General features: G+C 60.0%; 8 protein-coding genes. 5 read left to right on the top strand and 3 right to left on the bottom strand.

All coding sequences use genetic code 11. The features are described from left to right. Positions 1-139 precede the first annotated feature (139 nt). Both chrA and HU755_RS21655 read right to left on the bottom strand, forming a co-directional pair. Complete coding sequence (gene chrA / locus HU755_RS21660; protein WP_186636333.1) at positions 140-1,498, bottom strand: chromate efflux transporter; 1,359 nt, start codon at positions 1,496-1,498, stop codon at positions 140-142. Then, positions 1,491-2,435, bottom strand: coding sequence for a chromate resistance protein ChrB domain-containing protein (locus tag HU755_RS21655; RefSeq protein WP_186636330.1), 945 nt, complete (start codon positions 2,433-2,435; stop codon positions 1,491-1,493). The genes chrA and HU755_RS21655 overlap by 8 nt, the downstream gene beginning before the upstream one ends. A gap of 175 nt (positions 2,436-2,610) precedes the next feature. Here HU755_RS21655 and HU755_RS21650 point away from each other — a divergent pair, with 175 nt between their 5' ends. The 3 genes from HU755_RS21650 (at position 2,611) to HU755_RS21640 (ending at position 6,145) form a co-directional block, all read left to right on the top strand. Continuing rightward, the gene (locus HU755_RS21650; protein ID WP_186636325.1) at positions 2,611-3,933 is read left to right on the top strand and encodes an APC family permease; all 1,323 of its coding nucleotides are present in this window, start codon (positions 2,611-2,613) and stop codon (positions 3,931-3,933) included. A gap of 132 nt (positions 3,934-4,065) precedes the next feature. Further along, a complete protein-coding gene (locus tag HU755_RS21645; RefSeq protein ID WP_186636323.1) occupies positions 4,066-4,692 on the top strand; it encodes a TetR/AcrR family transcriptional regulator in 627 nt (208 codons plus the stop codon). Positions 4,693-4,873: 181 nt separating this feature from the next. Continuing rightward, positions 4,874-6,145 carry an OmpP1/FadL family transporter gene (locus HU755_RS21640; protein ID WP_186546463.1) on the top strand — a complete coding sequence of 424 codons (1,272 nt, stop codon included), beginning with the start codon at positions 4,874-4,876 and terminating at the stop codon, positions 6,143-6,145. Positions 6,146-6,210: 65 nt separating this feature from the next. On the opposite strand, the gene HU755_RS21635 is transcribed toward HU755_RS21640, so the two are convergent. Then, positions 6,211-7,668 (bottom strand): efflux transporter outer membrane subunit, encoded by a 1,458-nt coding sequence (locus tag HU755_RS21635; protein WP_186636320.1) that lies wholly within the window; start codon positions 7,666-7,668, stop codon positions 6,211-6,213. Between the two features lie 127 nt (positions 7,669-7,795). Between HU755_RS21635 and HU755_RS21630 the strand changes: the two genes are divergently transcribed. Next, the gene (locus tag HU755_RS21630) at positions 7,796-8,905 is read left to right on the top strand and encodes an efflux RND transporter periplasmic adaptor subunit (RefSeq protein ID WP_186636318.1); all 1,110 of its coding nucleotides are present in this window, start codon (positions 7,796-7,798) and stop codon (positions 8,903-8,905) included. Next, positions 8,902-11,991 (top strand): efflux RND transporter permease subunit, encoded by a 3,090-nt coding sequence (locus HU755_RS21625; protein WP_186636316.1) that lies wholly within the window; start codon positions 8,902-8,904, stop codon positions 11,989-11,991. Before HU755_RS21630 ends, HU755_RS21625 begins: the two co-directional genes overlap by 4 nt. The last annotated feature ends 220 nt before the right edge of the window (positions 11,992-12,211 follow it).

Below are 12,211 nucleotides of genomic sequence, written 5' to 3'. Positions count from 1 at the left end.
TCAGACCAACGACTCCCAGTGCCACTAAACGGCAAAAGCCCAGCGTCAGGCTGGGCTTTTGTACGAGCGGGTCCCTTTAGTCTTAAGGGATCAGTGCAGTGTTCCGCCGGGCCGGTTGCCCGACGTCTGCGCGTGAACGCTAGCGCAGCAGATGTACTGCCAAACCGGCAAGCGCACAGGCAAACAGCACTTGAATGACGCCGCGCTTGAAGCGGAACAAAGCTATCGCCGCTGCAATGGCAATCAGTGCAGAGGGCCAGTCGAGGTTACCGCTGAAGCCTGTCGGCCAAAGCACGTGATAGCCGAAGAAGCACGCCAGATTGAGAATCACCCCAACGACCGCGGCTGTGATCGCGGTAAGCGGTGCGGTGAACTTGAGCTCATTGTGGGTCGACTCCACCAGCGGGCCGCCTGCCAGGATGAACAGAAACGAAGGCAAGAAGGTGAACCACGTCACGAGGGCCGCAGCCACAGCGCCCGCGAGAAATACGTGATCGGCGCCGAACACTTGCAAGACATACGCACCGACGAAACCAACGAAAGCCACCACCATGATCAGCGGCCCGGGCGTGGTTTCACCCAGCGCAAGCCCGTCGATCATCTGCGTAGGGGTGAGCCAGCCATAGTGACCGACGGCGCCTTGGTAGACATAGGGCAGCACGGCGTAAGCCCCGCCGAAAGTCAGCAGTGCCGCCTTGGTGAAAAACCAGCTCATCTGGGTCAAGGTGCCTTCCCAGCCAAAGAGTGCGGTCAGAACGCCCATCGGCAACGCCCACAACACAGCGCCGATCACGGCCAGTGACGCCAGTTTCAACCCGCTGAAGCGCGCATGTTCCGGGGTGGGGGTGTCGTCATCGATCAAGGCGGGGCCGAAGGATTTTTTGGAGGCGCCATGGCCCCCGGCCGTGAATTTTTCAGGGGCCAGCCGCCCGCCGAAATAGCCAATCAGCGCGGCCCCCAAGACAATCAGAGGGAACGGGACATTGAAGGCAAATATCGCCGTAAATGAGGCCGCCGCTATCGCCCATAGCCAATTATTCTTTAGTGCCCGAGAGCCGATCCTGTGCGCGGCCTGCACAACAATGGCCGTTACGGCAGGCTTGATTCCATAAAACAGCCCGGCCACCACAGGCACGTCGCCGAACGCGATGTACATCCATGAAAGCGCGATCAAGATGAACAAGGATGGCAGCACAAACAGCGCTCCGGCGATCACGCCTCCCCAAGTTCGATGCATCAGCCAACCAATGTAAGTCGCCAGCTGCTGAGCCTCAGGTCCAGGCAACAACATGCAGTAATTCAGCGCATGCAAAAATCGGCGTTCCGAAATCCAGCGCCGCCGCTCAACCAGCTCCTGGTGCATGATCGAGATCTGGCCTGCCGGTCCTCCGAAACTGATGAAGCCGAGCTTCAGCCAAAACCAGAATGCCTCCCGCAGGCTGATCTGCTCAGGCCTCGACAGATCTGCTTCCTCCGCCGGTGGCGAGACCTTATCCATTGTGTTGCTCCTCTTTGGCAAACCCGGCGAGCAGCCCATCGAAGAGAGCGCTTGCGGCAGCCAGCAGTTGATCGTCGTCGGTAATGGTTTCTCGCAGCCCGGACAGTACCCGTTCGATACCGGCAGCTTCCATCGGCTGAATACCCCCGACATCAAGGTAATGCACCAATGCGGCAATTCGGCTTAAGCCTGGTTGTTGAAGTGCAAAACTGGCTTGAAGGGTTTCGAAGGTGACGCGGTTACCGACATGACTGAAGGCCGCATCATCGAAGTCAAAACCCAGCGCATCGACCGGACACTCCTGTGGCGTGTTCAGCCAGAGGATCCGAGCGTGGGCATCGATAAAGCGCCGAATTAACCAGGCACAGGCCAACCGGTCCACCCAGGGACGTTTACGGGTTGCCCAGATACGACCTTGATAGTCGGCGAGATCAAGTGCGGTTATTGGCTGGTCGCTGCTGTGTGGCTCATCCGGCGACAGGGCTCTACTGAGCGCCGTCTCCAGCTCCTGCAATGCCGAGTCAATCTGCTGCCTGGGCTTGCCTGGGAAGTAATCGATGCTGACCAGCTGATCGTAGGCTTTGCGCAGCTTGCGAATGTGTTTGCTGGTTGCCAGCGCATTTTCAGCATTCAGTTGTCCGCGGCATTCTTCGATCTGCGCACTGAGCTTTGCGTAGTCATCGCTGCGGTCGAACAACTTGACGAAGCGCTCGCCGGCGGGGTCGACGACCGGCAGAATGTAAGCCGTGCCATTGATGGCGAGGATATCGCGCTCGACCGACGTCAGGGCTTCACGGCAGGGGCCATTGTCCGGCAACAAATACGCGCCATCGCGCAGCACCGCGGCCCCGGAAGCTTTCAATGCGCGCCAGGCTCGCATGCGTTCAGTGGCATTGGCGGTGGGTAAGCCGAGGATCAGAGCTAGCCAATTGGTCATGTAGAGTCAGATAAATTATTTGTAGTGTGAATTACATTACATGGGGGCTCGTCGATTGGGAAGGTCGCGCCTCGAAACAGATTTTGAACTTTGCGTTACACGCCATTTCCATTGCTTGAGGTGACAACCTTCCAGCTCCGCCCCCCGAAGCTGACGACTACACCTGAATCAAGGAATGACCGTGGCTGCTTCCACCCATAAGACCGCTCTGCGCCGGGCAATCACTTTCCCGATGCTGTTTCTGTTTATTCTTGGCGATGTCCTGGGCGCGGGCGTGTATGCACTTGCCGGAACGATTGCCGGGGAGGTGGGAGGCGCCATATGGGTGCCGCTGCTGATTGCACTTGTTTTCGCCATGTTGACGGCGGGCTCCTACGCAGAGCTGGTGACCAAATATCCCCACGCCGGCGCTGCTTCGGTCTTCGCTGAAAAGGCTTTCAGGTCACCGCTCATTTCTTTCCTCGTCGGTTTTTGCATGCTGTCTGCTGCGGTCACCAGTGCGGCGGGTTTATCGCTTGCGTTTGCCGGTGATTACCTCAACGCCTTCGTTGACGTATCGCCGCAGATCGCAGCGCTGGTTTTCCTTTTGGCTATTGGCCTGCTCAACGCGCGAGGCATCAAGGAGTCGCTCGGGGCAAACCTGGTGATGACCGTGATTGAACTGTCAGGGTTGATTCTGGTTATCGTGGCCGCTGTCTGGTATTTCCGCACAGGCGAGGCGGATCTGGGACGAACACTCACGTTCAAGCCTGGCGTGAGCCCGATGCTGGCCGTGCTGGGTGCGGCTTTGCTTGCCTTCTATTCCTTCGTAGGCTTTGAAACTTCTGCAAATCTGGCAGAGGAAATCAAGGACGTTCGCAAGGTATACCCTCGTGCCTTGTTCGCGGCTCTGCTGACCGCTGGCGTGGTTTACATGGCAGTGGGCGTGGCAGCCTCTTCGGTGTTGTCTACCGAGAAACTGGTGTCCACGTCAGCGCCTTTGCTCGAAGTTGTCCGGGCATCGACGCTCGAAATCCCGCCAGCGCTGTTCTCCTTCATTGCCCTGATAGCTGTCGCCAACGGTGCGCTGTTAACCATGATCATGGCCAGTCGATTGACTTACGGGATGGCGAACCTGGGGCTGTTGCCAGGCGGTTTGGGCGCGGTTCTGCCTAAACGAAAAACCCCATGGGCTGCAATCGTCGCAACCACCGTGGTGGCTATTGCCCTGACGCTTACAGGTACCTTGGCAACGCTGGCGCAAACCGTAGTGTTGCTGTTGCTGTTCGTTTTCCTGAGTACCAATGTGGCGGTGCTCGTCCTTCGCCGCGACAGGGTTGAGGAGGATCACTTTCGCGTTCCGACCCTTGTTCCAGTGCTCGCGATCGTGTCGTGTCTGGTGTTGCTCAGTCAGCAGGGTTGGGAGACCTGGTTGCGGGCAGGGGCGTTGATCATCGTGGGGATGTTGCTGCACGGCTGCTCTCGTATCAGTTTGTCTGCGATCGGTAAGGCTGGCTAATGCAAGCGTTCTTGGTGGGGGATTGGTGTTGTTTGGGCGGGCGTCATCGCGAGCAGGCTCACTCCTACAGTTGGTGATATTCAAAAGGAGTCACACGTTGTCAGTCTGCGGTCGGGTGAGTAAGCTGCCCAGATGAATCAGACCTCCGCTTCCTCATCCTTTCCCGGCCCGCGTGGCCCCGTCGATCACGACATTCGTGATCAGATTGTCGCGGCGGCCAACGAGCATTTCAGCCAGTACGGCTACGCCAAAACCACGGTTTCTGACTTGGCCAAGGCCATCGGTTTTTCCAAGGCGTACATCTACAAATTCTTCGATTCCAAACAGGCGATCGGCGAAGCCATCTGCGCGAACTGTCTGGCGCAAATCGTCGCGGCGGTCGAGCAGGCGATCAACGAGGAAAACCTGACGCCCACCGAGCGTTTCCGCCGACTGGTAAAAACCGTGATCGCCACGGGTGTGGACCTGTTTTTCAACGACCGCAAGCTCTATGACATCGCGGCGTTTGCCGCCGGCGAGAATTGGCCCAGCGCTCAACGTTACGATGCCCAGATCAAGCGCTTTATCACTGACATCCTGCGAGAAGGGCGTGAGGCCGGTGAGTTCGAGCGCAAGACGCCGCTGGACGAAACCGTTGAGTCGATCCACCTGGCGCTGCGCCCCTTCGTCAACCCGCTGCTGCTGCAACACAACCTGGACTTCATCGAGGTGGCACCGACGCTGACCTCAAATCTCATCTTGCGCAGCTTGATGCCTTGATCCTCCGCTGATCCGGATCCCGGATCAGCCGTCCCCCGCCATTTTCTGTTCTCGACGCACCCGCACCGTGGAAGCATTCGACTGCAGGTAATGTGACTGTTGACTGATATGGTCACTCGGATAACATGAGCCGCTGCAGTGCTCGATGTTCCCTTTCAGAGACACCCATAGAGTCCACACAATGAAAAAAACAATGCTCAAGCGCCCCGTTGGGCTGGCTGTCGTGCTTGCTTCGTCGAATGTCCTGGCGGGCGGTTTTGCACTCAATGAGCAAAGCGTCAGCGGGATGGGATCAGGTTTTGCCGGTCGGTCTTCTTCGGCCGAAGACGCCAGTACCGTTTTCGGCAACCCGGCGGGCATGGCACGGCTTAAAACAGAGCAGGTGAGCGTGGGGCAGGCAACGCTGTTCGCGAAGTCCGACATCAGCCACACCCGCAGTACGTTCGGCGGGAAAGAAGACGGTGACATGGTGCCGACGACCACCGTGCCGATGGGCTATTACGTCAAGCCCATCGATGAACATTGGGCCTTCGGTGTCGGCTTTTACGTGCCGTTTGGTTTGATCACTGACTACGGCAGCGGTTTCGCCGGCCGTTACTACGCCAATAAAAGCGAAGTCACCACGCTGACGTTCCAGCCGACCATCAGCTATGCCTTCAACGATAAAGTGTCGATCGGCTTTGGCCCGACCATCAACCGCATCAGCGGTGAGCTGTCGGGGATGGTTGCCAATCCGCTGAGTCCGGGGCGCAATGACGGCAAAGTCAAAAGTACCGGGGACGATACTGCGTTGGGCTTTAACGCTGGGATCATGCTGCAGGCCACCGAGCAGACGCGTTTGGGCCTGACCTATCACTCCAAGGTCAGTTACCACCTCGATGCGAAAACCAAACTCACCGATGGCATCTTCAACGTGCTGGGCGTCAGTGGCCGCAGCTACGACGCATCGCTGGACGTGGACACGCCTGAGTCGGTGGACTTCTCGGTCACCCATCAACTCAATAACGACTGGACGCTGTATGCCGGCAGCACCTGGACGCGCTGGAGTCGCTTCAAAGAGCTGACGATTGAAAACAGCGGCTTGCCGCCATTGCTCAGCGGCCAGTTGGGCACGATCAGCGAAGAGCAGAACTGGCATGACACCTGGGCTCACGCCATCGGCGCGGCGTATCAATTGAACAACCAATGGGTCCTGCGTGCCGGGTTCTCGGTTGATCAATCGCCTGCCAACAACAGCAATCGTGGGCCGCGTATTCCCACCGGCGATCGCAAGGTGTTCAGCCTGGGCGCCGGCTGGACGCCTGCGCAGAACGTCACCCTCGACGTCGCGTATTCCTATCTCTGGGAGGAGAGCGTCGACATCAACCACACCTCGGCAGGTAAAGGTTCGTACAGCGCCCAATACAAAAACAGCGCGAGCGGACTCGGCACTTCTGTCAGTTACCGCTTTTGATTCGACGTTAAAAAGCGGGCCGGGTGATTTCCGGCCCGCTCACGTTTTCCAGTCGTCGCAGCGACTTACCGCGCCGCTACAGACTGCGCCTCGCCGGGTTGCCAGCCACCCCCGAGCGACTTGAATAACGCCACCGCCGCGCGGCTCGTTTCGGTTTGCGCTTGCGCTCTGGCATCCGAGGTTTGCAGCAACGTCTGATCCGCGCGCAGTACATCAATCAAGCTGGCCGAGCCTTTCTCGTAGGCGCTGAACGCTGACTGCCGAGCCTGTGTCAGCGCCACTTCACCGTTGCCAAGCGTGATGGCCTGGGCTTGCCGATTGACCTGTGCGGACAACGCGTTTTCCACGTCTTCCGTTGCGCGCAATACGGACTGGCGGTACGCCGCCAGGGCTTCGGCTTCCTGACCTTTGGCCTGATCGATCTGCGCGTTGATCCGCGCAAAATCGAACAGCCGCCAGCGTAAGCCGAAAACACCGGCCGCCTGGCTGGCGCCATTGGAGAACAGGTTGCCGCTGGAGACGGAAGTTGCGCTGCCGACCAAGGCACCGAGCGAAAATTTCGGGTAGTACTCGGCGACGGCTGAGCCGATGCGCGCGTTGGAGGCCGCCAGTCGGCGCTCGGCGACGATCAGGTCCGGCCGGCGCCGCAGCAAGTCGGCCGGCGTTCCCAGTGCTTGCAACTGCGGCGCAACCGGAATGCGTCCCGCGCCTGCCAGTTGTGTTCGATGGGTGCCGGGCGGCGTGCCGAGCAGCACATCCATTGCATTCATGGCCGCATCCACACCGGTTTGCAGCACCGGCACAGTCGCCTCGACCTGAGACAGTTCACCTTCAATCTGCCGAACCTGATAGCTCGCCGCCAGGCCCTTGCTGTAAAGCAACTGGACTTTCTCCAGCAGTGCGCGCTGGGTTTTGACTTGTTGGTTGGCAATCTCCAATCGCGTCTGTAATCCGCGAAGGGTGACGTAGATATCCGCGGTTTGCGCGGCGATCGCCAAGCGTGTCGCGGTGAATCCCGCTGCGGATGCCTGGTACTCGGCCAAGGCCGCCTCGCGCTCTCGGCGCAATCCGCCAAATACGTCCAGCTCCCAGCCAGCCTCAAGATTGGCCTCGTAGGTATTGCCATATCGGTCGTAGCCAGGTGTCGAATTCAACACTTGGCCCAGTGGCGTTTCGACGGATTGGTAGGCGCGCGCAGCTTGGCCGCTGACAGCCGCCGAAGGCAATAGCGCGGCATTGGCAGTGCCCAGTCCGGCGCGAGCCTGGGTGACTCGCGCCGAAGCCTGCGCCAGGTCGAGATTCTGCGCCAGGGCCTGGGTGATGAGGTGGGTCAACACCGGGTCATTGAAGCTTTCCCACCAAGCAACAAGGCTGCTCGGCGTGGCTTCAGACCCCGCCATGGACGACTGCCGCTGAAAGTGATCCGGCAGCGGGGCGGGCGGGCGCTGGTAGTCCGGGCCAACCGTGCAGCCCGCCATCAAGCCGACGCCGAGCAAAAGGGTGATGGGGCGGAGGAGGTGCATGGAAATTCCTGTGTGGGTTACGTGACTCTCAAGCGAGGGATGGAGAATTACGCTGATTGTGACTGTTGACGATATTGGTCACAAGACTGAGAATATGATGATCATCCTATTTTAGTAAAGGAAATCCATGCGCCGGCTCCGACCTTTCCCCCTCGCGGTATGTTTGTTGCCCCTGGCCCTGACGGCATGTGGGGATTCTTCCACCGCACAAGATCCGCGTACCCAGGCGCCCGTTGTCAGGTCGGCTGCCGTGCAGCTCGCCAATGAGGCTTCACGCTTCTTCACCGGTGTCGTGGCCGCGCGCGTTCAGGGCGACTTGGGTTTTCGCGTCTCGGGCAAGGTGCTTGAGCGTCTGGTTGACACCGGTCAGACGGTCAAGCGCGGTCAGCCGCTGATGCGTCTTGACCCGATCGACCTCGGGCTTCAGGCGCGAGCACAGCAAGAGGCGGTCACCGCCGCTCGCGCCCGGGCCAAACAGACCGCCGATGACGAGGCGCGCAATCGTGACCTCGTCGCCGCCGGCGCGATCTCGGCATCGGCCTACGACCAGATCAAGGCCGCTGCCGACACCGCCAGGGCACAACTCAGCGCCGCCGTCGCGCAAGCCGATGTGGCGCGTAACGCTTCCGGTTATGCGGTCCTGGTGGCGGACGCTGACGGCGTGGTGGTGGAAACCCTCGCCGAGCCTGGGCAAGTCGTCAGCCCGGGGCAACCGGTGGTTCGACTGGCGCGCGCGGGCCAGCGTGAAGCCATCGTCCATCTGCCGGAGACGCTACGTCCTGCGCCAGGCTCCATCGCCCAGGCAAAACTGTATGGCGACACAGCGGGGGCCGTGACCGCAAAACTGCGCCTGCTTTCCGACTCGGCCGACCGCACGACACGCACTTTCGAGGCGCGCTATGTGCTCGAAGGCAAATTGGCCAATGCACCGATTGGCTCGACGGTCACGGTTGAGATTGCGCAAGGCTCCGCGCCAAAACAGGCATTGCAGGTGCCCATCGCTGCTGTCTACAACCCCGGCAAAGGCCCCGGCGTGTGGACCATCGCCGGGACACCCGCAAAAGTCACCTGGCGTCCAGTCGAGGTGTTGGGCTTGAGCGACGATGCGGCCCGCGTCGCTGGCGAGCTCAACGTTGGCGAACACATTGTTGCGCTGGGTGCTCATCTGCTACGCGAAGGCGAGGAAGTGCGCGTACTTACGCGTGACGACGCTGAGATGGCCGGGGGGCGTCCATGAGCGAGGGCCGGTTCAACCTCTCTGCCATTGCTGTTCGCCAACGGGCGATTACGGTGTTCCTGATTTTTCTGATTGCCGTTGCAGGTGTTTTGGCGTTCTTCAAATTGGGGCGCGCGGAGGATCCGCCGTTTACGGTCAAGCAACTGACGGTCATCACCGCGTGGCCCGGAGCGACTGCGCAGGAGATGCAGGACCAGGTCGCCGAACCCCTTGAAAAACGTCTTCAGGAACTCAAGTGGTACGACCGCTCGGAAACCTACACCCGTCCGGGACTGGCGTTCACCATGCTCTCGTTGCTCGACAGCACACCGCCTGCGCAGGTGCAGGAAGAGTTTTATCAGGCGCGTAAAAAACTCGACGATGAAGCGATCAAGCTGCCAGCGGGCGTCATCGGGCCGATGGTCAACGATGAATTTTCCGACGTGACGTTCGCGCTGTTCGCCTTGAAAGCCAAGGGCGAGCCGCAGCGAAGGCTGGTAAGGGACGCGGAGACGTTACGCCAGCGCCTGTTGCACGTGCCAGGGGTGAAAAAGGTCAACATCATCGGCGAGCAAGCCGAACGGATATTCGTCTCGTTTTCCCATGACCGATTGGCGACGCTGGGCTTGTCCCCGCAGGACATCTTCGCCGCACTGAATAGTCAGAACGTGCTGACGCCCGCCGGATCGGTCGAAACCAAGGGGCCGGAAGTTTTTCTGCGGGTCGACGGTGCATTCGACACGTTGCAGAAAATCCGTGACACGCCGGTCGTTGCGCAAGGGCGGACACTCAAACTCTCTGACGTGGCCACGGTCGAGCGTGGCTACGAAGACCCGGCGACCTTTCTGGTGCGCAACAACGGCGAGGAAGCTTTATTGCTCGGCGTGGTGATGCGCGAGGGCTGGAACGGTCTGGATCTGGGCAAGGCGCTGGATGCCGAGACCGCCAGGATCAATGAAGAAATGCCCCTGGGCATGACCCTGGCGAAAGTCACCGATCAGGCGGTGAATATCGACTCGGCTGTCGGCGAGTTCATGGTCAAGTTTTTTGTCGCGCTGCTGGTTGTGATGCTCGTGTGTTTTCTGAGCATGGGCTGGCGTGTCGGCGTGGTGGTCGCCGCGGCAGTACCGTTGACGCTGGCGATCGTGTTTGTGGTGATGGCGGCCACCGGCAAGAACTTCGACCGGATTACGTTGGGCTCGCTGATTCTGGCGCTCGGGCTGCTGGTCGATGACGCCATCATCGCGATTGAAATGATGGTGGTGAAAATGGAGGAGGGCTACGACCGTATCAAGGCGTCGGCCTATGCCTGGAGCCACACGGCGGCGCCGATGCTGGCCGGCACGCTGGTGACGGCGATAGGCTTTTTGCCGAACGGTTTCGCCCAGTCTACCGCCGGCGAATACACCAGCAACATGTTCTGGATTGTCGGCATCGCGCTGATCGCTTCGTGGGTCGTCGCGGTGGCTTTCACGCCTTATCTGGGCGTGAAGCTGTTGCCAGACATCAAAAAAGTCGAAGGCGGGCATGCGGCGATCTACGACACGCCGCGCTACAACCGTTTTCGCCGGATTCTGGCGTGGGTGATTACGCGAAAATGGCTGGTGGCCGGCACGGTTGTCGCGCTGTTCGTCGTGGCGATTCCAGGCATGGGGCTGGTGAAGAAACAGTTCTTCCCGACCTCCGACCGTCCCGAAGTGATGATCGAAGTACAGATGCCTTACGGAACTTCGATCGAGCAGACCAGTGCCACTGCGGCCAAAGTCGAGGCCTGGCTGCAAAAGCAGGACGAGGCCAAGATCGTTACTGCCTATATCGGGCAGGGTGCGCCGCGTTTTTTCCTGGCGATGGCGCCCGAGCTGCCGGATCCATCGTTTGCCAAGATCGTCGTGCTGACGGACAGTCAGGAGGCCCGCGAAACCCTCAAGTTTCGTTTGCGCGAAGCGGTGGCCGAAGGGCTTGCCCCGGAGGCGCGAGTTCGGGCCACGCAAATTGTCTTCGGCCCGTATTCACCCTTCCCGGTGGCGTATCGGGTGATGGGGCCTGATCCGGCGAAATTGCGAGACATCGCCGAGCAGGTCAGGGGCGTGATGCAGGACAGCCCGATGATGAGAACCGTCAATACCGATTGGGGGCCGCTCACGCCGACGTTGCATTTCAATCTGGATCAGGACCGTTTGCAGGCGGTGGGGCTGACCTCGAACGCGGTAGCCCAGCAGTTGCAGTTCTTGCTGACTGGCGTCCCTGTCACGGCGGTTCGTGAGGATATTCGCTCAGTGCAGGTCGTGGGCCGTGCAGCGGGCAACATCCGCCTGGACCCGGCGCAGATCGAAGGCTTCACATTAGTCGGTGCGGCGGGCCAGCGAATCCCGTTATCGCAGATCGGGCAGGTCGAGGTGCGCATGGAAGATCCGATCCTGCGCCGCCGTGATCGCACGCCCACCATCACCGTGCGTGGCGACATTGCCGAAGGCTTGCAACCGCCGGACGTCTCGGGTGTGATCATCCGGCAGTTGCAGCCGATTATTGAGGCACTGCCTTCCGGTTACCGGATTGAACAGGCGGGCGCCATTGAAGAATCCGGCAAGGCGGGCAAAGCGATTTTGCCGTTGCTGCCGATCATGATCGCCATGACGCTGCTCATCATCATCGTGCAGGTGCGCTCAATCTCGGCCATGATCATGGTCTTCCTGACCTCGCCGTTGGGCTTGATTGGTGTGGTGCCGACGTTGCTGATCTTCAACCAGCCGTTTGGCATCAATGCGCTGGTCGGGTTGATTGCGCTGTCGGGGATTTTGATGCGCAACACGCTGATCCTGATCGGACAGATTCACCACAACGAGCAAGAAGGGCTGGAGCCGTTTCATGCCGTGGTCGAAGCGACCGTGCAACGGGCGCGCCCGGTGTTGTTGACTGCACTGGCGGCGATTCTGGCGTTCATCCCGCTGACGCATTCGGTGTTCTGGGGGACGTTGGCGTATACGCTGATCGGCGGGACGTTTGTTGGCACCATTATCACCCTGGTGTTTCTGCCGGCGATGTATGCGATCTGGTTCAAGATCCGTCCTCAGAGCAAAGGATCTAGTGAAACAGTAAAAACGCTTTAAACAGGGGGGTGTGATGTCTGGGCGGGCGCCTTCGCGAGCAGGCTCGCTCCCACAGGTTTTCGGGTGAGACTCAGGTTCGGGGCAGCCCACAAAACCCATTGTGGGAGAGACTCAGATTCGCGGCAGCCCATAGAGCCCCTTGTAGGAGTGAGCCTGCTTGCGAAAGCGGTGTGTCAGCCACGGATGAATCGCCTGACCTGACGCCTTCGCGAGCAAGCCC

The organism is Pseudomonas sp. SWRI111 (assembly GCF_014268555.1).
GTDB lineage: Bacteria > Pseudomonadota > Gammaproteobacteria > Pseudomonadales > Pseudomonadaceae > Aquipseudomonas > Aquipseudomonas hamedanensis.
Note: the sequence above shows the minus strand (reverse complement) of the source record. Positions and strands in the feature narration are given on the sequence as shown.

Bases quoted from the DNA above. Each gene is read 5' to 3' on its own strand.
- chrA (WP_186636333.1), bottom strand. From the start codon at position 1,498: ATGGATAAGGTCTCGCCACCGGCGGAGGAAGCAGATCTGTCGAGGCCT.
- HU755_RS21655 (WP_186636330.1), bottom strand. From the start codon at position 2,435: ATGACCAATTGGCTAGCTCTGATCCTCGGCTTACCCACCGCCAATGCC.
- HU755_RS21650 (WP_186636325.1), top strand. From the start codon at position 2,611: ATGACCGTGGCTGCTTCCACCCATAAGACCGCTCTGCGCCGGGCAATC.
- HU755_RS21645 (WP_186636323.1), top strand. From the start codon at position 4,066: ATGAATCAGACCTCCGCTTCCTCATCCTTTCCCGGCCCGCGTGGCCCC.
- HU755_RS21640 (WP_186546463.1), top strand. From the start codon at position 4,874: ATGAAAAAAACAATGCTCAAGCGCCCCGTTGGGCTGGCTGTCGTGCTT.
- HU755_RS21635 (WP_186636320.1), bottom strand. From the start codon at position 7,668: ATGCACCTCCTCCGCCCCATCACCCTTTTGCTCGGCGTCGGCTTGATG.
- HU755_RS21630 (WP_186636318.1), top strand. From the start codon at position 7,796: ATGCGCCGGCTCCGACCTTTCCCCCTCGCGGTATGTTTGTTGCCCCTG.
- HU755_RS21625 (WP_186636316.1), top strand. From the start codon at position 8,902: ATGAGCGAGGGCCGGTTCAACCTCTCTGCCATTGCTGTTCGCCAACGG.